General features: G+C 70.1%; 30 protein-coding genes and 1 pseudogene. 9 read left to right on the forward strand and 22 right to left on the reverse strand.

Annotated features, from left to right (window positions below):
- Positions 1–142 precede the first annotated feature (142 nt).
- Positions 143–1,975 carry a lantibiotic dehydratase family protein gene (locus ABZ564_RS29565; RefSeq protein ID WP_360862191.1) on the forward strand — a complete coding sequence of 611 codons (1,833 nt, stop codon included), beginning with the start codon at positions 143–145 and terminating at the stop codon, positions 1,973–1,975.
- Here ABZ564_RS29565 and ABZ564_RS29570 read toward each other — a convergent pair.
- Positions 1,924–2,622 carry a transferase gene (locus ABZ564_RS29570; RefSeq protein ID WP_360862192.1) on the reverse strand — a complete coding sequence of 233 codons (699 nt, stop codon included), beginning with the start codon at positions 2,620–2,622 and terminating at the stop codon, positions 1,924–1,926. The genes ABZ564_RS29565 and ABZ564_RS29570 overlap by 52 nt on opposite strands.
- Before the next feature lie 89 nt (positions 2,623–2,711).
- Between ABZ564_RS29570 and ABZ564_RS29575 the strand changes: the two genes are divergently transcribed.
- On the forward strand, positions 2,712–3,590 hold the full coding sequence (locus tag ABZ564_RS29575; protein ID WP_360862193.1) for a glycosyltransferase family 2 protein: 879 nt from the start codon (positions 2,712–2,714) through the stop codon (positions 3,588–3,590).
- A 27-nt stretch (positions 3,591–3,617) separates the two neighbouring features.
- On the opposite strand, the gene ABZ564_RS29580 is transcribed toward ABZ564_RS29575, so the two are convergent.
- Positions 3,618–4,727 (reverse strand): NAD-dependent epimerase/dehydratase family protein, encoded by a 1,110-nt coding sequence (locus ABZ564_RS29580; protein ID WP_360862194.1) that lies wholly within the window; start codon positions 4,725–4,727, stop codon positions 3,618–3,620.
- A 284-nt stretch (positions 4,728–5,011) separates the two neighbouring features.
- Between ABZ564_RS29580 and ABZ564_RS29585 the strand changes: the two genes are divergently transcribed.
- Positions 5,012–6,358, forward strand: a complete 1,347-nt coding sequence (locus tag ABZ564_RS29585) for an XRE family transcriptional regulator (RefSeq protein ID WP_360862195.1) — start codon at positions 5,012–5,014, stop codon at positions 6,356–6,358.
- A gap of 106 nt (positions 6,359–6,464) precedes the next feature.
- Entirely contained in the window at positions 6,465–6,821 is a 357-nt protein-coding gene (locus ABZ564_RS29590) for a lasso peptide biosynthesis B2 protein (protein WP_360862196.1), read from the forward strand.
- A 255-nt stretch (positions 6,822–7,076) separates the two neighbouring features.
- On the opposite strand, the gene ABZ564_RS29595 is transcribed toward ABZ564_RS29590, so the two are convergent.
- The 3 genes from ABZ564_RS29595 to ABZ564_RS29605 are packed head-to-tail and all read right to left on the reverse strand — an operon-like array spanning position 7,077 to position 9,090.
- On the reverse strand, positions 7,077–7,379 hold the full coding sequence (locus ABZ564_RS29595) for a DUF4259 domain-containing protein (RefSeq protein WP_360862197.1): 303 nt from the start codon (positions 7,377–7,379) through the stop codon (positions 7,077–7,079).
- Positions 7,306–7,584, reverse strand: coding sequence for a DUF4259 domain-containing protein (locus tag ABZ564_RS29600; protein WP_360862198.1), 279 nt, complete (start codon positions 7,582–7,584; stop codon positions 7,306–7,308). Before ABZ564_RS29600 ends, ABZ564_RS29595 begins: the two co-directional genes overlap by 74 nt.
- Before the next feature lie 57 nt (positions 7,585–7,641).
- Positions 7,642–9,090 (reverse strand): ISL3 family transposase, encoded by a 1,449-nt coding sequence (locus tag ABZ564_RS29605; RefSeq protein WP_360862226.1) that lies wholly within the window; start codon positions 9,088–9,090, stop codon positions 7,642–7,644.
- On the opposite strand from ABZ564_RS29605, the gene ABZ564_RS29610 reads away from it, so the two are divergent.
- A complete protein-coding gene (locus ABZ564_RS29610) occupies positions 9,051–9,722 on the forward strand; it encodes a thiopeptide-type bacteriocin biosynthesis protein (protein ID WP_360862227.1) in 672 nt (223 codons plus the stop codon). The two genes, ABZ564_RS29605 and ABZ564_RS29610, sit on opposite strands and share 40 nt — an antisense overlap.
- Positions 9,719–10,087 (forward strand): sugar nucleotide-binding protein, encoded by a 369-nt coding sequence (locus ABZ564_RS29615; protein WP_360862199.1) that lies wholly within the window; start codon positions 9,719–9,721, stop codon positions 10,085–10,087. Before ABZ564_RS29610 ends, ABZ564_RS29615 begins: the two co-directional genes overlap by 4 nt.
- 35 nt (positions 10,088–10,122) lie before the next feature.
- On the opposite strand, the gene ABZ564_RS29620 is transcribed toward ABZ564_RS29615, so the two are convergent.
- Positions 10,123–10,944, reverse strand: a complete 822-nt coding sequence (locus ABZ564_RS29620) for a barstar family protein (protein ID WP_360862200.1) — start codon at positions 10,942–10,944, stop codon at positions 10,123–10,125.
- Positions 10,945–11,168: 224 nt separating this feature from the next.
- Here ABZ564_RS29620 and ABZ564_RS29625 point away from each other — a divergent pair, with 224 nt between their 5' ends.
- Positions 11,169–11,435 carry a hypothetical protein gene (locus ABZ564_RS29625; protein WP_360862201.1) on the forward strand — a complete coding sequence of 89 codons (267 nt, stop codon included), beginning with the start codon at positions 11,169–11,171 and terminating at the stop codon, positions 11,433–11,435.
- Between the two features lie 4 nt (positions 11,436–11,439).
- Here ABZ564_RS29625 and ABZ564_RS29630 read toward each other — a convergent pair whose 3' ends face one another.
- From ABZ564_RS29630 to ABZ564_RS29665, 8 genes are all read right to left on the reverse strand, one after another.
- Entirely contained in the window at positions 11,440–11,928 is a 489-nt protein-coding gene (locus ABZ564_RS29630; RefSeq protein ID WP_360862202.1) for a hypothetical protein, read from the reverse strand.
- A gap of 70 nt (positions 11,929–11,998) precedes the next feature.
- Positions 11,999–12,937: a DUF317 domain-containing protein gene (locus ABZ564_RS29635; RefSeq protein ID WP_360862203.1), complete on the reverse strand. Its 939-nt coding sequence runs from the start codon at positions 12,935–12,937 to the stop codon at positions 11,999–12,001.
- A 118-nt stretch (positions 12,938–13,055) separates the two neighbouring features.
- Entirely contained in the window at positions 13,056–13,898 is an 843-nt protein-coding gene (locus ABZ564_RS29640) for a winged helix-turn-helix transcriptional regulator (protein WP_360862204.1), read from the reverse strand.
- A gap of 26 nt (positions 13,899–13,924) precedes the next feature.
- Positions 13,925–14,677: a large ATP-binding protein gene (locus ABZ564_RS29645; RefSeq protein WP_360862205.1), complete on the reverse strand. Its 753-nt coding sequence runs from the start codon at positions 14,675–14,677 to the stop codon at positions 13,925–13,927.
- A gap of 71 nt (positions 14,678–14,748) precedes the next feature.
- Positions 14,749–15,417, reverse strand: coding sequence for a hypothetical protein (locus ABZ564_RS29650; protein ID WP_360862206.1), 669 nt, complete (start codon positions 15,415–15,417; stop codon positions 14,749–14,751).
- Entirely contained in the window at positions 15,414–15,890 is a 477-nt protein-coding gene (locus tag ABZ564_RS29655) for a hypothetical protein (RefSeq protein WP_360862207.1), read from the reverse strand. Before ABZ564_RS29655 ends, ABZ564_RS29650 begins: the two co-directional genes overlap by 4 nt.
- Entirely contained in the window at positions 15,887–16,222 is a 336-nt protein-coding gene (locus tag ABZ564_RS29660; protein ID WP_360862208.1) for a hypothetical protein, read from the reverse strand. The genes ABZ564_RS29655 and ABZ564_RS29660 overlap by 4 nt, the downstream gene beginning before the upstream one ends.
- Positions 16,219–16,827, reverse strand: coding sequence for a DUF4913 domain-containing protein (locus tag ABZ564_RS29665; protein WP_360862209.1), 609 nt, complete (start codon positions 16,825–16,827; stop codon positions 16,219–16,221). The genes ABZ564_RS29660 and ABZ564_RS29665 overlap by 4 nt, the downstream gene beginning before the upstream one ends.
- Before the next feature lie 966 nt (positions 16,828–17,793).
- Here ABZ564_RS29665 and pip point away from each other — a divergent pair.
- The gene (gene pip, locus ABZ564_RS29670) at positions 17,794–18,756 is read left to right on the forward strand and encodes a prolyl aminopeptidase (protein WP_360862210.1); all 963 of its coding nucleotides are present in this window, start codon (positions 17,794–17,796) and stop codon (positions 18,754–18,756) included.
- A gap of 64 nt (positions 18,757–18,820) precedes the next feature.
- On the opposite strand, the gene ABZ564_RS29675 is transcribed toward pip, so the two are convergent.
- Together ABZ564_RS29675 and ABZ564_RS29680 are read right to left on the reverse strand one after the other, a co-directional pair.
- Positions 18,821–19,939, reverse strand: coding sequence for a hypothetical protein (locus ABZ564_RS29675; RefSeq protein WP_360862211.1), 1,119 nt, complete (start codon positions 19,937–19,939; stop codon positions 18,821–18,823).
- A gap of 173 nt (positions 19,940–20,112) precedes the next feature.
- The gene (locus ABZ564_RS29680) at positions 20,113–20,445 is read right to left on the reverse strand and encodes a helix-turn-helix transcriptional regulator (protein ID WP_360862212.1); all 333 of its coding nucleotides are present in this window, start codon (positions 20,443–20,445) and stop codon (positions 20,113–20,115) included.
- Positions 20,446–20,709: 264 nt separating this feature from the next.
- Between ABZ564_RS29680 and ABZ564_RS29685 the strand changes: the two genes are divergently transcribed.
- On the forward strand, positions 20,710–21,498 hold the full coding sequence (locus ABZ564_RS29685) for a class I SAM-dependent methyltransferase (protein ID WP_360862213.1): 789 nt from the start codon (positions 20,710–20,712) through the stop codon (positions 21,496–21,498).
- 514 nt (positions 21,499–22,012) lie between these two features.
- Here ABZ564_RS29685 and ABZ564_RS29690 read toward each other — a convergent pair.
- The 6 genes and pseudogenes from ABZ564_RS29690 to ABZ564_RS29715 all read right to left on the reverse strand — a co-directional run bounded on the left by ABZ564_RS29690 (position 22,013) and on the right by ABZ564_RS29715 (position 26,015).
- Positions 22,013–22,417 carry a DNA cytosine methyltransferase gene (locus tag ABZ564_RS29690; protein ID WP_360862228.1) on the reverse strand — a complete coding sequence of 135 codons (405 nt, stop codon included), beginning with the start codon at positions 22,415–22,417 and terminating at the stop codon, positions 22,013–22,015.
- 115 nt (positions 22,418–22,532) lie between these two features.
- A pseudogene (locus tag ABZ564_RS29695) lies at positions 22,533–22,700 on the reverse strand (DNA methyltransferase); the annotation flags it as partial.
- A gap of 16 nt (positions 22,701–22,716) precedes the next feature.
- Positions 22,717–23,292, reverse strand: coding sequence for a hypothetical protein (locus ABZ564_RS29700; RefSeq protein ID WP_360862214.1), 576 nt, complete (start codon positions 23,290–23,292; stop codon positions 22,717–22,719).
- A 43-nt stretch (positions 23,293–23,335) separates the two neighbouring features.
- Positions 23,336–24,508, reverse strand: coding sequence for a DnaB-like helicase N-terminal domain-containing protein (locus ABZ564_RS29705; protein ID WP_360862215.1), 1,173 nt, complete (start codon positions 24,506–24,508; stop codon positions 23,336–23,338).
- Positions 24,505–24,735: a hypothetical protein gene (locus ABZ564_RS29710; protein WP_360862216.1), complete on the reverse strand. Its 231-nt coding sequence runs from the start codon at positions 24,733–24,735 to the stop codon at positions 24,505–24,507. The genes ABZ564_RS29705 and ABZ564_RS29710 overlap by 4 nt, the downstream gene beginning before the upstream one ends.
- A complete protein-coding gene (locus tag ABZ564_RS29715) occupies positions 24,732–26,015 on the reverse strand; it encodes a TraM recognition domain-containing protein (RefSeq protein ID WP_360862217.1) in 1,284 nt (427 codons plus the stop codon). Before ABZ564_RS29715 ends, ABZ564_RS29710 begins: the two co-directional genes overlap by 4 nt.
- Between the last annotated feature and the right edge of the window lie 64 nt (positions 26,016–26,079).

Raw genomic sequence — 26,079 nt, forward strand, 5'->3', positions numbered from 1 at the left:
TGAGTGGGTGGCGCGAGGTGGACGGGGGCGGGGCCGTGCGCGTAACCCCAAAGGGGGACGCCGCACGTATCCTGAGGGCGTCTCCGACTGCCCGGCCCACGGGCCCCTTTCCCCTCCCCGCGCCGCCTCATGGAAGGGCCTCATGGCTTCCCGAGCAGCCGCCGGATACCTGTGGCAAGGCGTTGCGATGCTGCGCGCCACCACCAGCCCCGGGCCGGCAGACATCCCCCGCACCCTCGACCTGGACAACGTGGCCGTCACCCGCGGGTGGCTGAACCGCATCTGGCAGCGCGAGGACTTCCGCAGCGCGCTGGAGCCGGCCACCCCCGTCCTGTCCGACGCCATCGAGGCCGTCGTCCGGGGCCGGGAGACCGACCCCCGTCACGTTCGCCGCACCGCGCTGTCGACCCTCTCCTACCTCCTGCGGTGGCAGCACCGGCCGACACCGCTCGGCCTGTTCGCCGGCACCGCCCCGGTCTCCGTCGGACCCCGGGCGAGCGTGCGGTGGCGCGACAAGCACCGCGCGGCGATCCGCCCGGACGCCGAATGGGTCACCGAGATGGTTCTCCGGCTCCAACGCACCCCCGCGTTGTTGAAGCGGTTACCGCTCGTCGCCAACAACGCCGCTCGCGCCCGCGGTGACCGGCTCGTGGCGCCGGGTCCGCCCTCCGACGGCCACGCCGTCCTGCTGGCCCCGGTCGAGATATCCGTCCGCAACGCCCGGCCGGTCGCTGCTGCCATGGACGCGGCCCGCACCCCCATCGCCTACGGTGACCTTCACGACCACCTGAGCGACCACTTTCCGCAGGCCGCACCTGAGCAGATCGACACGCTTCTCACCAGCCTGATCGAGCAGCAGTTCCTCCTCACCAGCCTGTGGGCACCCATGACCACCGTCGACGCCTTCCAGCACTTGTGCCGCGAACTGGACCGGCTCCAGGCGGACGACGTCCCCGAGGTGCGGGACCTGGTCCACGCGCTGTACGCGCTGCGCGACGACCTGTCCGCCCACCAGCCGACGTTCTCCGACGCCAGCGTGAGCGCCGTCGCCGCGCGCATGCGCGCCCTCACCACCATCACCCCGACACCGCTGCTCATCGACACCGCCCTCGACTGCGAGACCCAGCTCCTGCAGGCCGTGATCGCGGAAGTGCAAGCAGCCGTGTCGGCCCTCTACCGGACCACCCCGCAGCCCTACGGCTACCAGCACTGGCGCGACTACCACCGCCGCTTCCGGACCCGGTACGGCGTCGGAACCCTGGTGCCGGTGATGGACCTGGTCGCCGACAGCGGCCTTGGCCTGCCCGCCGGATACGTCGGCTCCGAACGCGGCGCCGCCCTGAAGGTGCGCACCGACCGCGACGAACTGCTGCTTGCGCTGATGCAGCAAGTCCTCCTGGACGGCGGGCGTGAGCTGCGGCTGACGGACGACATGGTCGACGCCTTGGAGAAGGCCGCCGGAGAGGACGAGCGGTTGTTCGTACCCCGGGTGGAGGTCGCCTTCGAAGTCCACTCGCCCAGCATCCGGGCACTGTCCAGCGGTACCTTCGATGTCCTCCTCACCGCGGTCCCCCGCCCTGGCAGCAGCATGGCGGGCCGGTTCGCCCACGTCCTGCCGCCCGAGCATCAGGACGCGCTCGCCGCCACGTACCACGGGGCCCCGGACGCTCTCACGGCGCAGCTCGTGTTCCCGCCGCGCCGCCACCGCAACGAGAACGTCACCCGTACGCCGCGGCTACTGCCGCACGTCATCGAGCTGTCCGGCCCCCAGGAGACGGACGAGACGACGATCCAGCTCGCCGACATCGCCGTCACCGCGGATCCGCGCAGCTTCCACCTCGTGCAGCTCTCCACCGGCCGGCGCATCGACGTGCGAGTCCTGCACGCCCTGGAAGGGACCGGGAGAGGTGGGGTGAGGGGAGGTCACTGGTCTTGGCGGGAGCGTTGGGCGCGGAGGCGGGTGTCGGTGGCGTGAGGGGCGCTGAGGGTGTGGTGGGCGGGGATGATGCGGGCGGCGAGGGTGACGCCGCTGTCGATGCGGCAGGAACGGCCGAGGGCGATGCCGGGGCCGAGGGCGATGTTGTGGCCGGTCTGGGTCTGGTCGCCGATCAGGCCGCCGAAGCGGGGAGTGGCGCAGCGGTAGAGGCCGTCGTCGCCGCGGAGGATGACTTCACGGTGGGGGTGGCGCATGTCCTCGCTGATGTGGATGGCGGCGACGGTGACGGAGGAGGAGAGGTGAACTCCGGTGCCGACGAGGGTGCGGTTGAGTCCGATGCGATGGCCCAGGACGGTGTGCTCTCCGATGTAGGTGTGGGTGACTTCGCAGTTGAAGCCGATCTGGGCGCCGGCGGCGACGACGGCGGGGCCGCGGACGGTGGTGAATTCGTGGACGGTGGTGTGCGGGCCGAGGATGACCTCGTCGCCGATGATCGCGGTGGGGTGGACGCGGGCGGTGGGGTGGATACGGGCCTCCCCCAGGAGAGTGAGGGCGGCGGCGTGCAGGGCGGGCCAGCGGGCGAGGAAGTCGGCGAGGTCGTACCCGGCGAGATCGCCGTACGGGGTATCGGCCAGCGCGCCCTCGGTGGCGCTGGTCAGGTAGGTGCCAAGACGCAAAACGGGCACGGGAGTCTCCTTGGCTGGTGCGGTGGGCGGGGTGCGGGCGGCTAGCATCACGGGCTTGGGCTGGGCCGATGAACTGGTGGGAGTGTGTGGTGACGCGTCCGCGTGTGGGTGTGGCTGTGCTGACGATGGGCAACCGGCCCGCCGAGCTGCTGGCGCTGCTGGAGTCGGTGGCCAAGCAGGACGAAAGTGCGGCGCGGATTGTGGTGGTCGGCAACGGGACGGGCTCGCTGCCGGTGCTGCCCGCCGGGGTGGACGGAGTGGAACTCGCCGAGAACCGAGGGGTCTCCGGGGGGCGCAATGTCGCCTGGGAACGGCTGCGCGAGCACGGGGACGTGGACGTGCTGGTCGACCTCGACGACGACGGGCTGCTGGTCGACACCGACGTCATCCGGCGGATCGTGGACCTGTACGAGGCCGACCGGGGTCTGGGAATCGTGTCGTTCCGGATCGCGGACGAGCAGGGGCAGACGCAGCGCCGCCATGTGCCGCGGCTGCGGGCCAAGGACCCGATGCGCGGCGGCAAGGTCACCACCTTCCTCGGCGGCGGGCACGGCCTGTCGATGCGGATGCTGGAGGAGACCGGCGGGTGGCCGGAGGAGTTCTTCTTCACGCACGAGGAGACCGACCTGGCCTGGCGTGCGCTCGACGGCGGGTGGACGGTGTACTACGAGCCGAAGCTGCTGTTGCAGCACCCGAAGACCAGCCCGGCGCGGCACGCGGTGTACTACCGGATGACCGCCCGCAACCGGGTCTGGCTGGCGAAACGCCACCTTCCTGTTCCTCTCGTGCCCGTCTATCTCGGCGTGTGGACCGCGCTCACCCTGAGCCGCACCCGGTCGCTGGGCGGGCTCCGGGCGTGGGCGGGAGGGTTTGCCGAGGGGGTGCGCCGGCCGTGCGGGGCGCGGCGGCCGATGCGCTGGTCGACGGTGTGGCGCATGACCCGCCTCGGACGCCCCCCGGTCATCTGACCGGCCGCCCCGCCCGGCCGGCGGGGGCTACGCGCTGTTGGTGGGGGCGCTCATCCAGTCGGGGACTGCCGCCGGGTGCTTACGCAGCCAGGCCACGTAGCGGGCCACGCCGTCGGACAGGGTGATCGAAGGGGTCCAGCCGAGCATGGTCTGCATCCGGCGGGTGGAGGCGTAGCCGCCCAGCGGGTCGCCGGGCGGCATCGGCGTCTCCACCAGGCGGGTGCCCGGGTAGTGGGTGGAGACCAGGTCGGCGACGTCACGGACCCGGGTGGGCGTGCCGGTGCCGATGTTGAGGATTTCCGTGTGCGCCTGCGGGGAGACCAGGGTGCGCAGCGTCGCCTGGGCGATGTCGTCGACGTGGACGAGGTCGCGGACTTGGTGGCCGCCGCCGTTCAGATGCAGTGGCAGCCCGGCCTCGGCGCGGGCCGCGAACCAGGCCACCACCCACGAGTGCGAGCCCGGTTTGACGATCTGCGGGTCGCCGTAGACGGAGAAGTAGCGCACCACGGTGTAGGAGGTGCCGACCGCGCCGAGGGTGAGCGCGGTCTGCCGCTCGCCCCACGCCTTGGTGTTCGCGTACACCGACACCGGGCGCAGCGGCAGCCCTTCGTGGAACTGCGGGGCGATGCGCCCGTACACCGATTCCAGAAGCTGGCGCAGGGGCAGCAGGTCGGGGTTGTGGGTGTCTTCGGGGTTGCCGTCGCCGTAGACGCTGGCCGAGGAGACGTAGGCCAGGCGTTGGACGCGGTCGGTGGCGGCGACCGCGTCGAGCAGGACTTGGGTGCCGGTGATGTTGGTGTCGATCGCGGCGCGGGGGTTGCGGGTGCAGGCGGCGACATCCGCGAGGGCCGCCGCGTGGATCACGTAGTCGCAGCGGGCGACGGTGCGGGCCATCAGGTCGGCGTCGCGGATGTCGCCCTCGATGACGTCCTCGTCGGCGGGGTCGATGCCGAACAGGTCGCGGTAGACGTGCGGTGGGTAGGCGTCCAGCGTGCACACGGCGAGCGGACGGGCCCCGAGGGTGCGCAGCTGGGCGCAGAGCCGGGAGCCGATCAGCCCGGCTCCACCGGTCACCAGGACGGTGGCCCCTTTCAGCCGGTCCAACGGGTCAGCGGGAAGAGGAAGGGTGGGCATCATGATGCAGCAGCTCCTTCGGTAGCGTTTCGATGCCGTGGCAGCCGCCAGGAACCGGCGGGCCGCCGGCGACTGGCGCTCGTCCAGAACAGCGCCCCGGCCGCGTTGCTGGGCAGATGCTGGGGTGGTGGACGCGGTGGAAGAAGTGGAGGGCACCGTGCGCATGCATGGACACCGGCCGGTGTAAGTACACCTGGAGCGGCTGATCACGCCCTGCCGCAGGACCGCGGCCCGGTGTTACCGTCCCCTCAAGGAGCCGTCCCGCTGCGGAGGGAGCGCCGGTGGACATGAGGACAGAACCGATTCCGCTGCGCCAGCACCTGGGGTTACTCGGCTGGAGCTGCGAGCAGCTGATCGCCCGGGTGAACCAGCACCGCAACAGGCGCGGTTCCCTGCCCCTGCACCGAAAGTCGGCCTACCCGTGGATGCGCGGCGAGCGTCCGTCCGTCGAGGTGGCCGGTGACGTCCTGGCCGTCCTCGCCCAGCACACCGGCCGCCCGGTGACCGCCTCCGACCTGGGCTGGAACCGGCCGCGCCAGCGCCGACGGCCCCGGGCGCTGGACACCCCCTACGAGGCCACCGCCACTGAACTGCTCCGCGACACGCAGGGAGACACCCCCATGCACCGGCGTTCCTTCCTCCTGCTGTCCGGCGCCGTCGCCACCGCCCCGGCCCTGGACCTGCTCATGCACGGGGCGCCCGCCCTCGCGGCGGCGCAGGACGGCGACCTGGTCTCCGCACAGCTGACCGCCACGGTGGAACAGGCGGTACGGCAGGCGCGGGAGCTCGACGACAGCGAGGGCAGCGCCTCCATCCTGCTGTGGGCGGGCGGGCTCTGGCAGAACCTCGGCAAGCTGATCACCGAGAGCCGCTACCGCGATGCCGAAGGCGTGCGCCTGCACACCGCGTACATCGAGATGTCCGAGACATACGGATGGATGCTCTTCGACGCCGGTCACCACCCGCAGGCCCAGCGCGTCTACCAGACCGGGCTGCGGCTCGCCCGCGAAGCCGCCGACGCCTCCGGCGTGCACCACGCCACCGTTAACCTCCTGGCCTCGACCGCCTATCAGGAATCGTGGCTGGGCCAGTACCAGGAAGCCGCCACCCTCCTGGACGTCGCGACCAGCAGCAGGCCGCAGGCCCTCACCCCCCGGCTGCGGGCCGTGGTGGAGATGCGCCGGATCGCGCTGGCCGGACAGATGGGCGACACCACCGCCCTGCACCGCGCCGACGACCGCACCCGTGCCCATCTGGCCGCCGCCCGTGACAGTGAAGAGCCCTGGTGGACGTTGTGGCTGAGTTCCTCCGCGATCGACGCCCAGACCGGCAGGGCTCTGCTCGCCGCCCACCACCCCGACCAGGCCGAGCCCTACCTCGCCGGCCGCACCACCGAGGACGACGCCAGCTACCCGCGCGACCGGATGCTCTTCGCCAGCGAACTCGCCGACGCCCGCGTCCAGACCGGCGACGTCAACGGTGCAGTCGAAGCCGCCCGCCAGGCCCTGGCCCTGGCCGAACAGGTCGGCTCCCGCCGCGTCCACGATCACCTGGCCCGCGTCACCACCGCCCTGCGCCAGCAGCACGACACCCACCCCGGCGTCCGGACCCTCCTCACAGGGCAGTACAGCTAGGGCGGCCGCGAGGAGTTCAGAGCAGGCGTAGCAGGGCAGCGGTTGCAGCGATCATGGTCTCCTCCTCTTCGCGGGTGTAGGTGAACGTCTTGGTGACGGTGTCCTTGTGCAGGGCGCCATTGGCCTGCCGCTGCGCTGGCTCGTACGGACCATCCAGGCCCTGGGGCGCCTGCCGGAGGCGAACGCCGACTTCTCCCACCAGATGCATCGGGCGGTCCTCGCGGTGCGCCCGGCATGGTGGGGCGGCCGGCTCGCCTGCATGGAGGTGTCATTGGCGACCGTGATCGCGTTGGGGCTGTGCGGCCGCCGGACGCACTGGGTTCTCGGCGCCCGGGCCCTGCCCAACGAGGCGCACGCCTGGGTGCAGGGGCAGGAGTATGTCCTCGGGCTGGAGGAGAACGACCCGGTTCGTCCGTGGACGCCCGTACTGATCACCCCGGCCCTCACCCGCACGGGTGAATAGAGAGGCACCATGTTGACGCACTGGAGCTCTTACCTGTGCTGTTGTGCACCGGGGCAGGCAACTGGGGGGCGGTGAGCCGTCCCCCTCCGTTACCTCATGAGGAGTGACGACACCAGCACCTGCGACCGGCGCGCCGCCGGTCATGCGCCTCAAGGCAGACCCGCACCACACCACCGCGGCCACGGTCAGCATGGCCTTGTCCATGAAAACGGGTTCTGGCTCAGGTTGTGTGATCGGTGACGCTGGGTGAATGGGTCAGAGATCGAACAGCGAGTCTTCCTGCAGTTTGGGCTCGGGTGCGAGGACGGCGCGAAGGCCGCCAATGATCTGCCGCCACCTCGGACCATCCGGTGTTTCGTCCCAGAGCTCGGCGAGCTCGGACGCCTCGGAAACCACCCGGTCCAGCGCCTCGACAGCAAGCGGCTGAAGATCGTCGGCAAAGATCGGAAGGACTTCGTCGGGCCCGTAGCTTGTGCTGATCGGCTCACCGCCCGGGCACTGTGCCGCGATCAGTCGGAAGGACTTCGTCGGGCCCGTAGCTTGTGCTGATCGGCTCACCGCCCGGGCACTGTGCCGCGATCAGAGCGACGGCAGCGACGGCCTCTGCCCCTTCCGGGCTTTCGAGGTAGTCCCGGGTCTGGATGGTGCGGGTCAGGGTCGCCCGCACGAGACTCTCGCGCTTGCCCTTGGGTGTCTCGTCCAGGGTGTAGGCGAAGTCCGCGGCCATGTCATTCTCGAAGGGGCCGATACCCCAAGTGCCCATTGTGATCTCCTCGCGTCAAAGTGCGGTGATCATCGCATCGGCCACTGACAGTGGCTGTCATGAGGCAAGCAGGACACGTTTCCGTAAAAGCGCGAAGCCTGCGCGGCCGAACATCTGGCGCTTGAGCATCTTGATGCGGTTGACATGCCCTTCCGCGACGCCCGAGCTCCAGGGGAGAGCGAGGCCGGCACTGACGGCATCACGGTCGTGGTCGATGCCCGCGGCGAGGGTGTGGAGGCTGGGCAGATTGTCCTGTCTGACGGCGTCGAGCCAGTCCGGCAGGCGCTCACCCTGGCGCTCGGTGAGCATGGTCGCGAAGGACCGGACGTGCCTGGTGAGTGCGTCGATTTCGGGGCAATGGGTCCGGACGTTCTTCAGGTGGAGGTGTTCGGTCTCGGAGAGGGATTCCGGGCGGCAGAGGACCCACTCGGCGACGGCCCGGGGCGAGGGCGGCCAGGCTGTCACGGGCCGCGGCGAGGTGCGCTTCTGGCGGAGATAGGCGCGAACGCGCTGGTAGCTGCCCTGATAGCCGAGCGGAACGATCTCTTCCCACAGTTTCCAGGCGTTGGTGCGGCCCTCGTCCCAGCGGTCGTCGAGGTAGGTCTTGTACTCGTCGAGGACGGAGGACCGGGTCTGCCACTGACCGGTGAAGAGGTCTTCCGGCCGGGCGGCGTCCGCGTACCGCTTGACGGTTCTGCTCGTCATGCCGAGCTGCCGCTGGATCGCGCGACGGCTATGCCCTGCCTCGACCAGGGCATGGACGGTGGCGTGGACGGTTCGGGTGCGGTCGGCGAACCGGTGGCCGGTCGGCCACGATGAGCCGGACGACTCCTCAAGCGGGTCGGTTTCCGCCTCGGTCGGTTCAGGCGTCTCGGGCACCAGAACTCGCAGGCATTGGCGGTGCTGGGCGATGCTCCGCTCGGCGGCCTCACTGAGGTTGTGCCAGAGGTGCCACCGGTCCGCGACCTGCACGGCCTGCGGAGCACCGGCGCTGGCTCCCTCGGCGAAGAACGGTGCGCGATCCCGGCAGACCACCTCGATTCCGGGCCGCTGGGCCAACCACGCTGCCAGGCTCGATGACTCACGGTCGGGCAGCAGATCGACGGGCCTGCGGGTTTCGACGTCGACGAGGACGGTGCCGTAGTGGCGCCCCTTGCGGGTGGCGTACTCGTCGACGCCGACCACCCGCGGAGCGGGCACTTCTGGCTCGGGAAGCGCGTCGACCAGCCGCAGGACGGTGCTGCGACTGACAGGCGCACCGACGATGGCGGCCAGGCGGGGGCAGGTCCGGCCCGCGAGGGCGAGACCGATAGCGGCCAGGGTCGAGCGCAGCCGCTCGGTCCGCTGGCCGTTCCTTCGGGTGAGGCCAGGTATCTGCTCAACGAACGTGCGACGTCCGCATTCGGCGTTCCGGCAGGTGAACCGGCTGGTGGTACACGAGGAAGCATCCCTGCTGGCGCCTGCGTCTGTGCGGCCGGTCCGGATGCATGGCGCTGGGCCCTGCAGAAACCTTGCACCGCCTCGGCTTGCACCGCCTTGTGGCCGATGGGCACCTTCAACGGTGGTGGCCCGGCATCTACGAACCGGAGACTCCGGCGTTCGGGGGCAAGACCAGTATGACGGCCGCGCACGCCTTGTTCGTCACCGACAGCCGCGAGATCCAGCAGTTGCGTCGGCACGGCCTCACCGTCGGACCCAGAGAGCTGTCCGTCCTCCTGTGCACGATCATGATGCGCGCCGCCCGGCTGGAGTGGTACGAGCAGGGCGATGTCTGGGACCGGGTCATCACGACGGAACACCGCTCGGCCGTAAGCGATGTTCCGGCCGAACGGCTCAACGCCCGAGCTCAAGAAATCCGTCCCCTGCTTCTCGCCGACAGCGACGCCCTGCTGCGCTCCGAGGGCCCTCTGGAACCCGTCGCCGGGTGGGCCGCCGCGTTCCGCAGCACCGGCCACGCCCTCGCCCAAGGCATCCAGGACGGAACACTCGACCGCGGACTACGGCAGGTGCTCAGTTACCACGTGATCTTCCACTGGAACCGGCTCGGCCTGTCCATGCGCGGGCAGAGCATCCTGGCCTGGGCAGCCAGGGCGGCCATTCTGCACGGCGTCGACCACAAGGAGAACCAGGACACATGACGACACTCATCATCGGCGGCAGTGGGTTCCTCGGGACCGAACTCATCAGGCAGGCGAGAGCGGCCGGACACCGCACGGTCGCGACCTACCACGCGACCGCCCCGGCGATCACCTCCGACACCGCGTGGTACCCCCTTGACCTGCGAGACCCGGAGCGCACGGCCGTGGTCGCGGCCGAGGTACGCCCGCGTCTGATCATCAACGCATCGAGCGGAGGTGCCGACTGGGCGACGACGGCGGAGGCGCCCGTCCGCCTGGCGATGATCGCGAAGCAGCACGGCAGCCACCTCGTGCAGGTGTCCACCGACGCGGTGTTCTCCGGTATCAGCCGGTCCCGCTACGACGAAACCTGTCTGCCGGAATGACCCTGCCCATGCCGGCGCCTGGAACCGACCATCGATCACCGAAGGATGACGCTTACGCCCCGTTCCTCCAGGATTTCCTGGATCAGGTCGAACAGCGAAACCTCGCCACCGTCGGCGGGTACGCGCTCTGCCAACCGCGCCCTGACCTCTGCCGAGAAATCCCAGTGCAAGGTGAACGGAGCGGTGGCGCCCCAGCCGCCTCTCAAACAGTCGTCCAGAGCATCAAGGTTCCAGCCGAAGTATCCGCCAGGCCCATTGATGGCCTCACCGATCGCGCAGTAGAAGCTGTCCCTGTCAACGATGTGCCGGCCGTCCAGGGTGAACACCTGCCCTGCGGGAGCGTCGGGCCGTCCCTGACGTTGGTACTCCCGAGACCACAGCGCCACCGACAGCCACGCGTTTCTGTCCTCGGGCGCAAGGTCGTGCCACATGCCAGTGCAGTTCAGGCGCCCCGCGCGGATCAGGTGCCACACCCGTTCTGCTCCAGCCAGGGCGTTCTCGCACCACAGCGTCACCGTGAGGTCGATGAGGCCGGCTCCACGGGCGGAGGGCTTGACGTCGACGACGGTGACTTCGTTGACGAAGTAGGACCCCATGGTGGCACCGTTACCGTCGAGGAGGTCGAACCAGGCGTTCCCCGCCACGGCACGACGACTGCCGACGTGGTCAACGCTTTTCAGTAGACCGCCCTGCGGGAGGCAACCCGCGAGGTGCACTCGTCGTGCTCCCTCCTCCTCCGGCAGCGGCGTGAACAACCCCTCGGCCTCGTGAGCAAAGCCCCAGAAGTCGCCGTCGTCCTCGTCCGAGGTCAGCGCGTACCTCTGCCCCTCGCTGCCGCCCCGCCCTGATGTTCGCATCGCACTCCCCATGAGGGCGCCGATCTTACCGACGCCCCGCAACTTGCCCGGCGGTCGCCGGCGCCGCCACCAGCCCTGACCTCATCCCATCCATCTCGGAGGCCCTTTGACAAGTCATATACCCCCGTTCACCCGTGAGGGTGAAGTGCAGAGAAGCATCGGTGAACGCTGTTGTCGTACCTGGGTTGCGGCGACGGGCCGCACAGGACCGAGGGGGAGCGGGGATGGCCGGGGCGAGCAGACACAGGGACGGAGCCGGGCTGGAGCGCAAGATCCGCGCTGCCGGGCGGCCGTGGACCGTGGGCGACATCGCGAAGGTCGCCGACGGCCAGTGGGGCGTCGGCGCACAGCCCGACCGGTGGCTGGAGGAGGAGACGGTGGTGGAGCGCCGGTCAACGGACGGCCGACGCGTCGAGCTGACGCTGGAGGAGCTGGCCCGCGCGGTGGGCCCCCGTAGGGAGGACGCCCACCGCGACGAGGACCTCGCCTGACCGTTCAGCGACGCGGCCCCGCCACGGGCGTCGGTGGCCCGACGACGGCCGAAGGAGCGGGCGGGTCGGGTATTTGGCCCGGGGCGTGGGGCGCGTGCCCGGAGCGGGCGACAGCGGCCTGGGCCAGGCGGTCTGCCGGCGCCCGGTACGCAGGCGCGGCAGCCTCACGGGCTTCGACCACGCGCCTGATCGCCTGGAGGTAGGTATGGCTTTCCGAGTGGGCGACGCGGAGTTTGACTGCCGATTCGGTGATCCGGTCCAGTTCGTAGAAGGCCGGCACGTACCCGCGCCGGGTCAGGGCGTGCAGACGGTCCTGGTGAACGGCCACCGTGTTGTCGGTGACGGCCAGGGCTGTACGGGTGTGCACGGCTGCGCGCAGGAGCGAGTCCTCGCAAGGCCGGCGGACCGCGAGGACTTCCAGGACTTCGATGGGCTGGCCCCAGGCTTTCTCGATCATGGTTGTGGCCTGGTCGAGCATGGTGGCGGTGGGCATGACGGAACTTCCTTTGCGCAAGGACGCTTTCGGTTGGTGCGGTATCCCGGAGAGGCCCGGGGCGGCGGAGTCAGCGGCCGTGTCGCAGCGCCGGAGAGTTGGCCGGGGGCCGGGCGGCGGCGGACGCGAGGTTGCTCGGCCCGCTCTGCGCCGAAGACGCGGTGCGGCTGCGCGCGGCCATGACGCGGAGGTCGGCTGCGGTGCGCGGGGCGCGCGTGGCGCGGTGGACGGCCTGGGTGACCGCCGTGCGGCGCACGTCGAGAGGGGTCGGAGCGGGGGATACCTGGGGACCGGCGGTCGGGCCGACCGGGGCCAGCGTGATCAGGTGCTCCAACCTGCGGTCGAGCTGTTGGCGTTCACGGATCACCGGGGCCGAATCCGCCATGATGGCCGCCGTCGCGGCGATCAGGTGGGACGGGGTGCCGGCGGTGAAGACCGCCTCCGCCCGAGTGCCCCAGCCCGGTGGACCGGCCCACAGGGTGACGGTCTTCTCGTCCCAGCCGGAGAGACGGTTGTCGATCAGGACACCCGCCTGCCCGTCAGGGGCGACGATCTCGACGGTGCCACGCTCGGCGCCGCCGTCGCGTGTCCAGCCGGCGTCGGTCAGCGGCCGGACGGCGTCGGCCCAGTAGAGCGACGGGGCGGCCAGGAAAGGGGCGTTGTCGTCGTAGGCGTCGGCTTCGGCGTAGTCGTGGGCCAGAGCGGTGGTGAGGCCGGCGACGATCTCGGGCGGGGTGACGTGGTTGAAGGTGGCCGTCCAGCGGGGTGCGGAGAGGGCGTCCTCAGATGCGTTGATCTTCCACAGTTCGAAGTCGTCGCCGAACCAGCCGATCCGGATGCGGTGGTCAGGGCTGGTGACGAGAAGTTGGCAAGGAGTGTCGTCGAGAGCGTGGTGCGGCCAGTGAGCAACCGGTGCGAAGCCGGCGTCTCCGGCCCCGCCGGTCCCAGCCAGGTACATGGGACTGACCAGTACCTCCTGGTAGAGGTACGGGGCATCAGGGGCATGCATGGTCGAGGCTCCGGAAATAGGGGAGGGGAAGGCGCCCGCGTGCGCAGGAGGACGAGCGGTCGGAGCGCACGCGGACGTCGGGGCAGCAGTGAAACGGTTCTGGCTCTCACCACCCCGGTCACCGGCCCCGGCCCAGTGCCGACCGGGCGGTTACGGCCGCCGGGACCCGCGGTTGTGGCTGCGGCGCGTGGCTGAACAGGGCGTTCGGCGCGGCAGCGCTGCGGCGCAGGGCCGCCGCGGTCCGGGCACTGTCCGCCGACAGTGAGACGTTGGGGTGGGTGCGCGTGGCCGACGCGACGGGGCGCGGAGACGGTGAGGTCCTCCGCTCGGCGATGGGGCTGCTCCAGTGCTCGACGCTAGCGTAGACGGCTCCCAGCGTCTGGCCGGCGTCGGTCAGCACGTAGGGGTCGCCGTGGCGCGGGCCTGTGCGGGTGACCAGGCCGTCGGTCTGCAGCCGCAGGAGTCGCTGCCGGGCGTAACTGTTGTCCAGGCCGGTCTCCTCGGCGATGTGGACGAACCGCATCGGACCGCCCGCGTCGAGGACCTGGATCACGGCGGTCGAGTGCCGAAGATGCAGGCGGTGCAGGGCGTCCTCAACACGTTCGGCTTCGGCCATTTGTCCGAGCGACAGGTGGGCATGGGACCAATCCGACAAGGTGCGGTGGACAGGAGCCAGCGATGTGCCGAGGGCGCTGAGCTGGTACGGGGCTCCGCGACGGTCGTCGGGCCGTGTGAGCAGCCCGTCAGCGTGCATCGTGGTCAGTCGCTTGCTGACGAACTGCTCGCTGATGAACGGGAGGCGGGCGGCGACATCGCGTACCCGCATGGGGCGGTTCTCCTGGGCCAGGGTCATCACCGACCAGGCGGTCCACTTCGGCCCGATCAGAGCAAGCGCGTCTTCGACCCGCTGAGCATCGATCGAGCCGATAGAGAAGGCGGGAGGCTGTACGGGGGCAGGCATGGGAACGCGTCCTTTCTGGAAGGGGGTCAGCGGGAGCGGGAGGGCTTGCCGAGCGCCGTGGTGACGGGCGCGGTGGCCGAGTCGGCGAGGGGGCCGGGGCTCGCGGGGGTGTTGCTGCGGCGGAGGGCGGCGGACACGCGTGGTGTCGCCGTGCGTGCGTCGCGGAGGGCTGCCTCGCCCTGCGGCGTGAGGGAGAGGAGCTGTCCGGGCCGGTACGGGTTCTCGCTGGTGTCCTGGTGCAGTAGCCCGTCGGCGACCAGCCGCTGCACGGTCTGCGGCCAGACCGCCGGGCCCTGCCGCTGGGCTTTCTCCCGTGAGATGTACGGGTCGTCGCCGATCGCGTTGCGACGAAAGCGAACGTCTCCGGCCGCAACGGCTTCGAGGGCTACCAGCCCGCGCTCCCCGGCGACGGCCCAGTCGTCGTCCCGGTCGGGCCTCGTCTTCTGGCTCTGCCCGTAGCTCTCGTTGGTCGCGCGTTGAGCAGGCTCGGGCGAGGAAGAAATCCGGCGGTAGGCGGATAGGGACTCGACGAGCTGGCTGTACGCCCGGTCTTGCTGCGACAGAACGTCTCCGAGTTCGGAAAGTGCGGTCCGCAGCAGCGCGTACGACACCCGGGCGCGGCCGACTTCACCGCGACCGACGCCGTCGAGCAGCCGCTGAGCCCGCTGGACCGCGTCGAGCACGCTCTCGTGCCGCTCGTCCAACGCCGCTGCGGCTCCGATGACGCGCGTAGCGGCCCGGTGCAGCGGCTCCCCCAGACCATGCGCGAGGGCGGGCACGCTGACATCCCCGGCACCGAGCACTTCGACGACGAGATGAGGCCCAGGATGTGTGTCTGCGTCGTACGGGTTCACCGCGCCGCCTCCATCCGGGCAAGCAGGGAGCGGACCAGGGTGGGCAGGCTGTCCGGCCCGTCGCCGATCCAAGCATGGTCGGTTGCCTCGTCGAGGACGTACGCGGCGTCTTCGAACAGACCACTGGAGATCTCCATGCAGGCGTCGGTGATTCGGGAGGCGGCGAGCAGCGACTGGGAGAGGACCTCGACGTAGGCGTCCGGGGCGAGGCCGGCGGCCTGGGCCGCGGTGCGGATCGTCGCCAGCTCCAGCGCGCTGAACGCGAAGTCGAACGTGTCGTCCTGCTCGGTACCACCGGACGCGGCGACGACCGGTTCGGAGGGCTCGGTGGGGATGCCCACCCGGGTGCAGATCTGGTCGACAGAGGCGGTCAGTTCGGCGAAGGACTCGGCGAGCCACCCCAGCGCGGAGGCGTAGGAGGCCAGGGCGAACAGACCCGCCGGTGTGGCGGGGCGCGGCTCGGCGGCCACGAACCCTTCGAGCCGGTCGTTCAGCTCGCCGAGCACCCGGGGCCCGGCGGACAGCGGGCCCAACACGGGGTACAGGTAGGAGCGGCCGACGGCCGTCGGGTACTCGGCGGTGAGGATGCCGGAGACGATCTGCGCGGCATCGGTGAGGAGATCCGCCAGCTCGGTACGGGTCAGGGAAGCGCGGTCAGCGGTCATCGCTGGGGAACCTTTCGGGGAGCGGCGGCCGGGGGTGGGGCTGTTGTTGGAGCAGTGGCCGGGCCCGCTGCTGGCCGGTCGACGCTGAGCGTCGACCGGGACCGGGCGGCCCGCACGCGTGCCTGGGCTGCGGAGTCGGTCTCGGCGTCCTGCTGGGGGCCGGTGCGCAGGTGGGCCACGTGGTAGACCGCGTAGTCCTTCCGGCTTCCGGCGGCGACGAGGTAGATCTCGCGCTTGTGGGTCGAGGTCGGCGGGGCCGGGCGGAACTGGATGACCATCCGGTAGGCGACGGAGGGGTCGACGTAGACCTTGTGGAAGCCGGCGAGGCGGCCCTTCAACGGCAGGCAGTCGTCGCTGCCGTGCACCAGGTTCTGCAGTTCCAGCAGCGCCAGGTCACGGATGCTGTCGGGAAGCTCTCGCAGGTCGGCGATGGCGTCTGGATGTGCGGCGAAGGCGAAACGGGCGCGGCTCACAGCAGCCGCCCCTGCTGTACCGGGCGCTGTACTGGGGCGGTGCGGGGTCCGTCGAGATCCGTCTTCGGTGCCGTGGGGGCACCGGACGACCGAGCGAGGGCGATCCGGGCGATCTGGGCCCGGACCACGGCGTCATTGTGATCGCCGTACTCCGGCGGTTCGGGCAGCGGACCGCTGCGCTCATCCAGCCAGGTCTGGGCTGCACCGATGTCGGCGAAGGCGCCCTCGCGCATCGTGTACGTGTTAGTGCTGAAATCCCCCTCTTCGAGGAAGCCGCGGATCGGTGCCTGATCGGCGGCGAAGTTCCGGGTGAGCGTCCACGCCTCGCTCATGCCGTCGGCGCTGTCTGCTCGGGCGCCGGGGTGGACAGCACGCGATGGTTGGGGCGGTTCGGGTTCGTCGTGCACGCCGCGAAGGGCCCGTCGGGGGCACGCAGGTGCGCCAGTGTCTGGTCCAGGTGGTCGCGGTGCCAGGTCGACGGGCCGGACAGGCCGGCCTCCGTGTCGGTGAACTGCTGCCAGGCGAGCCATAGCGCGTGGAGCCGGGCGACGGCCTCGGGATGTTCGTGCCACTGCGCGCACCACGGACGACTTGTGGTGATCTCCCGGCCGTAGATCGGGAGGAAGAGGTAGTTCACCCAGTCGCTGAGGGCGGCGAGTTCGGTGGCGTACGTCTCGCCTCCCAGGGCGACGATGAAGACCGAGGCGGGGCCGTTGGCCTGCTCGGGGCCGGCCGCCCCGGCCGCCGGAGCTCCGTCCGCCTGCTGATCGGTAGCGGGTAGGGGAACGGGCTCGGAGCCGAGGCGGTCGAGGATGACGCCGTGCTGCCTGACCTCGGCCATGGTCTTGGCGAGGGTGCTGGCGAGGTCGTCGAGGTTTTCGTCGGGGACGCGGAACGGCTCGGGGGCGGGGGTGGTGGTCGGGCTGGTGTCGGACATCGGGGAGTGCTCCATCTGTGAGACGGCGACATGCCCGAGAGGATCCGGAGAAACAGCGGTTTGGCCCGGCCGGGAAAACCCGGTAGTGGAGCGCTACCTGCCTGCGCAGCGAGGGCAGCGCGGGAAGGGCGGTGCCAGCAACTGCAGAGCCCGGGAAGCCTGTTGGGGAACGACGCCGTTGCCGAGCGCGGTGAGCTGCGCCGGCCGTCCGAGTCCTGGGGTGGCGGTGACCCAGCCAGGGGCGAGGCCCTGCATCCACTCCACGAAGTCGGCGCGCAGCCGCCCGGCCGCGTCGGTGGGCTCGGGCGCGGGACGGGTGAGCCTCTCCCATCGGGTGATGGCGGCTGCGTACGGCCCCCATCGCCGGTCCGCTCCTCGGCCTCCGGTGGCTCCGCCCCCCAGAGCGGCAGGACCACCGTCGGCAGGGAAGGCTGCCCCCCTTCCCGGTACCACGGCCCGATGTGCCCGTCCTGCCGGCCCTGGGCAGTGATGCCGCCGCGCTGGGCAGGGTCATGTCCCCGTTGCCATGCCGCTGGTTCGGCGAGCCCTTGGTCCCGTAACGTCCTTGGGTTCAGGATTTCCGAGGGTTCTTCGGCGGGAACTCGGGCTGTTTCTGCCTGTCGTGGCGGTTGGAGCCTTGAGTTCGGGCTGTCGATCGACATCGGTAGGTCAGGGGTGGCGATGCTGAATGTCAGTTGTCGGTGACTTCCGGGATGCCGCAGTGGCCGCTCGCCTGGTAATCCGGTGTGGACAGGTGTCGGGAAGTGCAGACCCGCTGCCGTGTCGGTGAGCGCGCTGGTGTGTTGCTTCCTTGAGCCTCAGCCGCGCTGGTCGACGAGGGCGACCCGAAAATGCGGTGAGGGTGTCGCCTGTACAGGTGTCAAACCCCGCCAGTATCGGATCAGCCATGTTGTCTACTACAAGGCGTTGTCCGAATGTTGCATTTGATTGTCAGGAGGTCTGGAAATGGGCGAGCTGTACCCGCCGGCGGAGCCGTACGAGAAGGGGATGCTCGACGTCGGTGACGGGAACGTCGTGTACTGGGAGGTCTGCGGAAATCCGGATGGAAAGCCCGCGCTCGTCGTCCACGGAGGTCCGGGATCGGGGTGCGGGCCCGGCGCCCGCCAGAACTTCGATCCGGAGCGCTACCGGGTCGTCCTGTTCGACCAGCGCGGTTGCGGTCGCAGCACCCCGCACGCGAGCGATCCCGCGACTGACATGCGGCACAACACCACCCAGCACCTGATCTCCGACATGGAGCTGCTGCGCGAGCACCTGGGGATCGACCGCTGGCTGCTGTACGGCGGCTCGTGGGGATCCACGTTGATCCTGGCCTACGCCGAGACCTACCCGGAGCGGGTGTCGGAGATCGTCATCTCCGCCGTAACCACCACCCGGCGCTCCGAGACCGACTGGCTGTACCGGGGTGTGGGCCGGTTCTTCCCCGAGCAGTGGGAACGCTTCCTTGCCGGAGCTCCCGGCACACCGCGCGACGGCGACATCGTCGCGGCCTACGCGCGCTTGGTGGAACACTCGGACGCCGCCGTGCGGGAGAAAGCCACGGCCGACTGGTGCGCCTGGGAGGATGCGGTTCTGTCCGGGGAGACGAAGGGTGCCTCCAACCCGTATGGCGACCGCCCGCCGGCCGCACAACTGGCCTTCGTCCGCATCTGTGCCCACTACTTCTCCCACGGCGTGTGGCTGGAGGAAGGTGCCCTGCTCCGCGATGCCCACCGGCTCGCCGGCATTCCCGGCGTGCTGGTCCATGGCAGGCTCGACATGGGCGGCCCGCTCGACACCGCCTGGGAGCTCGCCCGCGCATGGTCGGACGCGGAGTTGATCGTCGTAGGTGACGCGGGTCATCTGGGTAGCGACACGACACGTACGCATGTGCTCCGGGCCCTCGACCGATTCGCTCGCCAGGAATGAGGCCGGGCCGCCCGGTGATCCAGGTAGTCACTGACCTCTCACGTGTCGTCGAGCGCTGGCATTCTCATGTTGCCCGACCCGGCTCCTGGCCGGTCGGCTCGTTGAGGAGTTGGCGGGCGAGGGTCGCGTACTTCACTGCGGTGGTCTCGGAGAGGTCGAAGATCGCGGTCAGGTGCAGTGGGTCGGCTCCGGTGGCCAGGGCCTCCCCGAAGACGCGGTCGGCGCGGATCCTGTCGAGGCTGACGCCGTGCAGAGTGAGCTGCCGTTTGAGGAAGTACGCGCTGACGGGACTGGTGCCGTTCGTCGTCTGCCTGGAGACCAGGACATGCCGGTTCAGGGTGTGCGGCCAGCGTGTTCGCCGTTCGGTGAGCCAGGAACGGAGGGCGGCGCGGGTGAGCGAGCCCATGGGCTGGCTGTTTCCGCCGATGGTGATGCGGTCCTGGCGGAAGTCCAGGTCGTCCAGTAGCAGGGCCCGGATCGCCTCGCCCCGTGCGGCGTGGACGGCGGCCAGGGCGACAGCCAAGCGGGCGGCCGGTGCCTGGGCGGTCGTCTGGACGTGTCTGATCTCCTCGTCGCTCATCGGCATGACCGGGCCTGGCGGGCGGCGGCCGACACGGATGCCCCGCAGAGGGTTGGTGAAGATCCGCCTACTCTTCTTGGCGTAGCGGAAGAGGGACCGTAGGGACGCGAGGGTGGCGGTGTACTGGCTGCCGCGGAGGTCGACGACCGCGTCGGTGACGTCCTGAGGGGTGATCTCCCGCAGTTGAATCCGGTGCTCGGACCATCGCTCTACGATCGGGCGGACGGAGCCGAAGTAGGAGTGCAGGGTACCCATGGCCCGGGGCCGAGTGCGGGCGTCGCCGTCTAACAGCCACAGCAGCCATCCCCGCACGTCCGCGGCGAAACTGCCAGGCAGTTCGGCGGTGCGGCGCTCGATCCACTCCCGGGCGGTCGTTGCCCGGTCCTCGTCCAGCAGGTCCAGAGCGGCGAGGATCTCGGCGGTGTGGCGCATCGGCAGGTTCGTTCCGGCGAGTTGCTGACGCAGGGCGGTATGGCTGATGCGCCCACCGTCCGGCAGGCCGTTAAGGAGGCGGCCCAGGGCCTTGTGGACCTGGCGGTGCAGGTAGACCGTCCAGCTTCGCTCTTCACCGAGCCTGATGGCGTACTTCCGGGCAGTGCCCAACGCTCCCTCCCCTGTGGGCCTGGGGATCTTCAACTCGGTCGGGTGTTGCGGGGGCCGAGTCCGTCCGGGGTTGCGCTGCCGGTAGGCCCGGCTCCTGCACGCCCCCGAACAGTAGACGCGCCGGCGTGCGGGCCCGGAGCTGACCGGGACCGGCTCCGCGCAGACCGGGCAGGTCATCGCGGTGGTAGGGATCGGGTCCCGCGCGAGCGCGGGACGACCGCCGCGGACGGCACCGAGTGTCCGGCGGCCTTGCCGACCGGCGTCTCGGTCGTCGTGTTGCGGGTGACGTTCTCCGGTTCGGGCGTCATGATCTCGGTGATCTCGCAGCCCAGGGTCACGCAGATGACTTCGAGGTCGGACAGTTTGATGCTGGCTGGGGTGCTCGACCACAAGCCGGACATCTTTCCGGCGCTGATCACCAGGCCGTGTTCGGCGAGGAGGCGCTGGAGTTCGCTCGCCTTCCAGATCTCGCGGTGGGCCGCTGCCAGTCGCAGGTTCCACTTCATCGGGTCAGTCCCCTCCACCGGGACTCGGCGCGCTGGTGGGCGGCCGTCCAGGCGTCTTCGATGTGCGTGCGGTGCACGTGTAATGGTGGAGTCGGGTATTGGAACTGTCTGAATGCCTGGAGTGCCTGTGGTCTCTCGCGGAATCCGAGATGCAGCCATGCGACCTCGTGTTCGTTGAGTTCCAACTGTCCGCTGTGGTGGGCGTCGTGGTCCCAGGCGGCGTCCAGCAGGAACTGAACTGATGAAGCACACGTCTCTCGCACTATGACTTCTGACGAGCGGCAAGAGCACGCGAGCTCCACCGGACTCACCTCGCCATCCGCGGTGGCCGTGGATCCGCCGAATGTCAACGACTACAACAGGTTCGCCGAGGCGTACACGGCCGAAAATGAAACCAACCTCATCAATGCCTGCTACGAGCGGCCCGCGATGCTGGCCCTCGCTGGAGAGGTGGCTGGCCGGCGGGTCCTCGACGCCGGCTGCGGCTCCGGGCCCCTGTTCGCGGCGCTGCGCGAGCGTGGCGCCATCGTGAGCGGTTTCGATGCGAGTGCCGGGATGCTGGAGCTGGCCCGGCGGCGGCTCGGCGACGGCGCGGACCTCCAGGTGGCCGATTTGGGCAGCCCGCTTCCCTACTCTGATGACACGTTCGACGATGTAGTCGCGTCCCTGGTGCTGCACTACCTGGAGGACTGGGGTCCGGCGCTGGCCGAGCTGCGACGCGTACTCAAGCCCGGCGGTCGGCTGATCGCGTCTGTCGACCATCCCTTTGCCGTCAACCTCAGGCACCGCCAGGCCGACCGCGAGGCCGAGTACAACTACTTCGACATCACCAACTGGACCGAAGAATGGACCATGGGCGGCCAGAGCGCGGTGATGAGTATCTGGCACAGGCCGCTGCACGCGATGATCGAGGCGATCACCGCATCAGGTTTCCGGATCACGGTCATCAGCGAGCCAGAGCCTGATCCAGCCGCCCGCGAGCTGTTCCCGGAAGTCATCGTGGCCAAGCCGCGCTTCCTGTGCTTCTTGTTCTTCGTCCTGCAAGCAGACTAGGCCGTTTCCGATAATTGATCATGCGACGGTCAGACTCGGTCGCCGTGTGGGCGGGGCGCCCAGCACGATGGCCTTGGCAGTGATTCCGGTGATGAGACCGTAGCTTTTGGTCTGGAATCTGTGGTGGTAGGTCTGCATAGCCCCTCGCAGGGGTCATGGGTCGGGTCATCACAAGCTGGGTTGGGCTGTGCGATCCCCACGGCCAACGCGGCTGCTGACGTCGGCTGCGTAGGTGGCCCAGTCTCCGGCGGAGGCTCGCTGCCATTTGACGGCGACGGTGATGTCGATGCCGAGGGTGCGGGCGAGGACGGCGGCGGCGGGTAGTTCGGTGGCAAGCTGGAACAGTGCGGTTGAGCGGGTCTCGGCGAGGCGGATGCCGAGTTTGCGGAGCCGTTCGCCCATGGCCCAGGCACTGATCGGGCGGCCGGGCTGGCCGCCGGGGAAGAGCCAGGGCGAGTCTGTGCGGCCGAGGACTGCATGGCTGCGGCGAATCGCGATTTGTTGGAGGGCCAGTTCAGCGACGGGTGCCGGAAGCTCGACCGGGACGGTGCCGAGGCGGATGCGGACCGCTCCGGGGTGTTGCGAGCCGCCGTTCTTGCCGATGTTGCTGGTCGGGGTCTTGAGCAAGGTGTCCGGCCGGCCAAGCTGTGAGGAAGGTGCGCTCGCGACGGTGCGGCGCCCCGATGTCGGAGGCACGAAGCACGAGCCACCTTGTGTCGTACCCGAGGTCGGCCAGGGATCCGAGTACGGCACCGAGTGCCCGCAGAGGAGGCTGGCCTGGGGTGTCTCCCAGACACCACGGGCAGGGTTCCACGTCGCCAGGGGAGCCGGCGGGGGAGGTGAGGAGGCCGCGGACATTCTCGATCACAACCAGGCAGGGTCGGAGGGCTTCGACCGCACGGGCGACGTGCAGCCACAGCCCGGAGCGGGTCTGAGCGTTGAGTCCGGCCCGGCGGCCGGCGACCGAGACGTCTTTGACAGGGGAAGCCCGCCGTCAGGACGCACACCCGCGCGACAGCGGACCAGTCGACGGTGGTGATGTCGCCCAGGTTGGGAACGCCGGGCCAGTGGCGGGCCAGAATGCGCGAAGCGTTCGGGTCGACTTCGGCGTGCCAGGCCAGCGTGCCGCCGAGAGCGGACTGCACACCGAGGTCGAGGCCGCCGTACCCGGAGCAGAGCGAGCCGATCAGCGGAGGGCGCATGACGTGGGTGGGCACGTCACCGGCTCCGTCGGACCACGCCCGCAGGAACCGCTGCTGTCTGAGCGGCCGGAGGCGGTGCCGGGACAGAAGCGGCAGCCGCGGACCGGCTGAGAGCAGCGCGGAGCCGCACGGACGGAGGCGACACGGTTGCCGACGCGGCACGAAGTGAGTCGGCGGCTTCGCGCAGCGCTGTATCCGCCGTGTTGAGCGAGTCGTCGATCAGCTGCACTGCGGCCTCCCGCGCGTCGTCGGCGTCGGGCTCATCGCGCAGGTGCTCGGTCCGGTCCAGGAAGGAGAGCTGGCGGGCGACCTCGCCGAGGGCGGACGCTGCCTGACCGGTGGGCCGCACTGTGGCAGCGAAGGCGGTGATGACCCTGGCGGTGTGGGCTTCGGGTTCCCGGGAGGTGCTGAAGTGCACCTCGTTGCCCAGGTCGGTGATCAGCTCACCGAGTGCCGAGATCTGCCTGGCGACGCCGGCCACGTCGGGCGAGCGATGCGGATCTCCGAGAACGGGGAGCTTGTCACGCTGGGCGTCGAGGGCCGACGCCGTGGCGCGCATGGCACGGATGTCAGAGCTGGGGGTGCTGTTCATGTGATGTCCAGAAGGAGAGCAACAGAAGGGGTGGGGGGAGTTGTCAGCTGTGGCCGCGCGAGGGCGGCCTGGAGGCGGAGGGGGTGGGTGCGGAGGCGGGGCGGACCGAGGACGGTGGGATGGGGCGCGGCGTGCTCCGGGCGAGGGCTACGTGCACCTGGGCCGGAGGGGGCCCGTCCGGCACGGGCGCCGAAGTGCGCGTTTTCGGGGCTGGGCTGGCGTTCGCGGTCTCCCAGCGGGCGCGCACCTCGTCGAGCGGGCCGAGGGCGTGCAGGGCGTAGTTGATCAACCGGCCAGGAGCCAGGGCTTCGTCCTCGGCCAGAGCACGCACCGCACGCGCGGAGGCGGCGGCGGTGCGGGTGACGGAGGAGCGCATCACCCGCTGTCCGAACCAGTCGGCGCTGCCCGGGACCATGCCTTCGCCGACGGCGGTCAGCTGCTCGCTCGACACAGTGCCGTCGGCCAGCAGACCGCGTCGCTGGGCCTCCCAGAGCAGGGTGATCCGGTCGATGGGTTCGCCCCGGTGGTGCAGCGCGCCCAGGCACCGGTAGAGCTGCCCGTGGGTCGGGTCGGCGAAGTCTCCCGGCCGCAGCCAGGCCACCACCTCGTCCATCGCCGCCGGTTGTTCGGTGAGGACGGCCAGGAGGAACCGCTCGTCCTCGGCGACTTGGCCACTCTGCGCCGGAGGCGGGATGTGCGTGGCGGCAGAGGGCCCAGCGGTGGGTGGGACCGGTCGAGGTTCGGTTCCCCAGCGTCGTGCAAGGTCGGTGAGTACGCCGGTCAGGACGTCCGCCGTGCGCAAGGCTCCCTCGACCTCGCCCTGGACGGCGTCGGCCCGAGCCGCTTGGTGGAGTCGGATCGCGTGCTGGGCGACGGTGCGGTGAATCGCCCCCTCCAGCACCATGCGTCCGTACACCGGGGCGTGCTCGGTTCGGGGACACGCCTGGATCAGGGTGTGGGCGTACGCCGCGGTCAGCCCGCGCACGTGCTGTCCGGCCTCCTCGACCGCGTCGGTCACCCACGACAGCGGCAACGGACCATCGGCCGAGAGCGCGGGATGCCCGTCGTTGCGCAGCTTGCGGAGGGCGTCGAACAGCGCCTGGTGAACGGGCCGATAGAAGTGGTCCGCAGCGAGCCACTCCAGGTGCGTGAGCTGCTCGGGGTCGAGGAGTGCGGCACCGAGGACCGCCTGCTCGGCACTCATCAGCGGGTTCACCGCCGACCTCCGAGATCAACGGAGGACGCCTCGTCCTGCCGGATGAGGAGGTTGGCGACGGCCTGGTCGGCAGCGGCCATCGACAGCGCGAAGTCGTCCAAGACGGCGGTGAAGGCGGGATCAGAGGCGCGAACCGAGTCGGCCCCGCCGTCAAGCCACCACCGGCCACCGCGCAGGACGATCGGAGCGTGGGCCAACCGCCCCTGCTGTGGTGTGGACGCGCTCATGCCGACAGTCCAAGATCGTCCTGGTCGATGCTTTTCGCGAGAGCACGCTCGGTGATGGCCTTCGTGGCGCGAGCGGAAGCCGGGCCGACCACCTTGGCGGAGGGCTCCTTGTACCAGGGCTTGAGGTTGAGCATGGCGACCCGGATGCCGGTGGCCAGCAGCAGAACCTTGCCCTTGGGCAGGGCGCGGATGGCGTCCGGCGGAAGGATCCGCTCCGTGCGCATGCTCACCGAGGTGGACTTGCCGCCCTCGCTGGTCGACACCGAGGTGGTCTGGACGTCGTGATCGCCGACCTGACGGCTGAGCCGGTCGGCGAAGTCCGCGTCATCGATGCCAGATCCGATGATCTTGATGGTGGCGGCGGAGTACAGGGAGTCCATACCGGCCTCGCCCCAGCACCGCTGGCCCTGACGGTAGGACTGCAGGATCGTCATCGGGATGACGCCTCGGCTGCCCAAGTGGCTGTAAAGATCAGGGAGGTCCGAGATGCGGCAGACGTTCGCCGCCTCGTCGAGGACGCACAGGGCGGGCGGGTCGAGTCGCCCGCCGGAGCGCTCGGCCACGATCACGGCCGCGCGCATCACGGCGTCGGCCGCTGCCGCGATGATCGCGGACGCGCTGCCGCCGCCGTCCTTGCTCAGCAGGTACAAGGTGTCGCGGGACGTGGCGAAGGCGAACGGCTGGAACTCGGGAAGGTCGTCGTTGGGGGTGACCCAGGCGGCGACGTCCGGGTCGAGCAGGCAGCTCGCGTACTGCCTCGCGGTCTCATAGATGCCGTCGCGCGTTTCGGTCGCGCCGGAGACGGTGCCCTGGAGCTGGGCGGCGACCGCATGGTGGCCGGCGTCGGTGAGCAGGTCCACCGGGGTGCGGTCGGCCGGCATCGCGAGCCAGGCCAGGACGTCGGTGATCGGCCGCCGGTGGGACGCGGCGGCGAGGAAGAGGGCACCGAGGGTGTTGCTCGCGGCGGTGGACCAGAAGTCGGAGCCGCTGGACTCGTCCACGCTCGCGGTCACGAAGTGCCCCGCCAACCTCTTAGCCCCGGCGAGATCGCGGGCGTCAGCGAGGATGTCCCACCACATCTCGCGCGGGTGGTGGGCGATCTGCTGCGGATCGAGGGTCCAGATCGTGCCTACCTCGGCACGGGCGTCCACCGTGGTGGTGAAGGCGTCGTTCGCGGCTTTGTTACTGGTGAGCAGGCCTGGGCCCGGTGCCGAGAGGATCGCGGGGATCGCCAGCCCGGACGTTTTGCCGGAACGCGGGGCCATGATCGCGACGATCACGTCCTCCCAGGATGCGCGGACCTCCGCACGACCGGGATCGAGGGTGCCGAGCAGGATGCCGCGG

Source organism: Streptomyces sp. NPDC019224 (assembly GCF_040632605.1).
Lineage (GTDB): Bacteria > Actinomycetota > Actinomycetes > Streptomycetales > Streptomycetaceae > Streptomyces.

Coding starts and splice junctions, on each gene's coding strand:
- ABZ564_RS29565 (WP_360862191.1), top strand. CDS start 143: ATGGCTTCCCGAGCAGCCGCCGGATACCTGTGGCAAGGCGTTGCGATG.
- ABZ564_RS29580 (WP_360862194.1), bottom strand. CDS start 4,727: ATGATGCCCACCCTTCCTCTTCCCGCTGACCCGTTGGACCGGCTGAAA.
- ABZ564_RS29585 (WP_360862195.1), top strand. CDS start 5,012: ATGAGGACAGAACCGATTCCGCTGCGCCAGCACCTGGGGTTACTCGGC.
- ABZ564_RS29600 (WP_360862198.1), bottom strand. CDS start 7,584: ATGGGCACTTGGGGTATCGGCCCCTTCGAGAATGACATGGCCGCGGAC.
- ABZ564_RS29615 (WP_360862199.1), top strand. CDS start 9,719: ATGACGACACTCATCATCGGCGGCAGTGGGTTCCTCGGGACCGAACTC.
- ABZ564_RS29620 (WP_360862200.1), bottom strand. CDS start 10,944: ATGCGAACATCAGGGCGGGGCGGCAGCGAGGGGCAGAGGTACGCGCTG.
- ABZ564_RS29625 (WP_360862201.1), top strand. CDS start 11,169: ATGGCCGGGGCGAGCAGACACAGGGACGGAGCCGGGCTGGAGCGCAAG.
- ABZ564_RS29630 (WP_360862202.1), bottom strand. CDS start 11,928: ATGCCCACCGCCACCATGCTCGACCAGGCCACAACCATGATCGAGAAA.
- ABZ564_RS29635 (WP_360862203.1), bottom strand. CDS start 12,937: ATGCATGCCCCTGATGCCCCGTACCTCTACCAGGAGGTACTGGTCAGT.
- ABZ564_RS29640 (WP_360862204.1), bottom strand. CDS start 13,898: ATGCCTGCCCCCGTACAGCCTCCCGCCTTCTCTATCGGCTCGATCGAT.
- ABZ564_RS29650 (WP_360862206.1), bottom strand. CDS start 15,417: ATGACCGCTGACCGCGCTTCCCTGACCCGTACCGAGCTGGCGGATCTC.
- ABZ564_RS29660 (WP_360862208.1), bottom strand. CDS start 16,222: ATGAGCGAGGCGTGGACGCTCACCCGGAACTTCGCCGCCGATCAGGCA.
- ABZ564_RS29665 (WP_360862209.1), bottom strand. CDS start 16,827: ATGTCCGACACCAGCCCGACCACCACCCCCGCCCCCGAGCCGTTCCGC.
- pip (WP_360862210.1), top strand. CDS start 17,794: ATGGGCGAGCTGTACCCGCCGGCGGAGCCGTACGAGAAGGGGATGCTC.
- ABZ564_RS29680 (WP_360862212.1), bottom strand. CDS start 20,445: ATGAAGTGGAACCTGCGACTGGCAGCGGCCCACCGCGAGATCTGGAAG.
- ABZ564_RS29685 (WP_360862213.1), top strand. CDS start 20,710: ATGACTTCTGACGAGCGGCAAGAGCACGCGAGCTCCACCGGACTCACC.
- ABZ564_RS29700 (WP_360862214.1), bottom strand. CDS start 23,292: ATGAACAGCACCCCCAGCTCTGACATCCGTGCCATGCGCGCCACGGCG.
- ABZ564_RS29710 (WP_360862216.1), bottom strand. CDS start 24,735: ATGAGCGCGTCCACACCACAGCAGGGGCGGTTGGCCCACGCTCCGATC.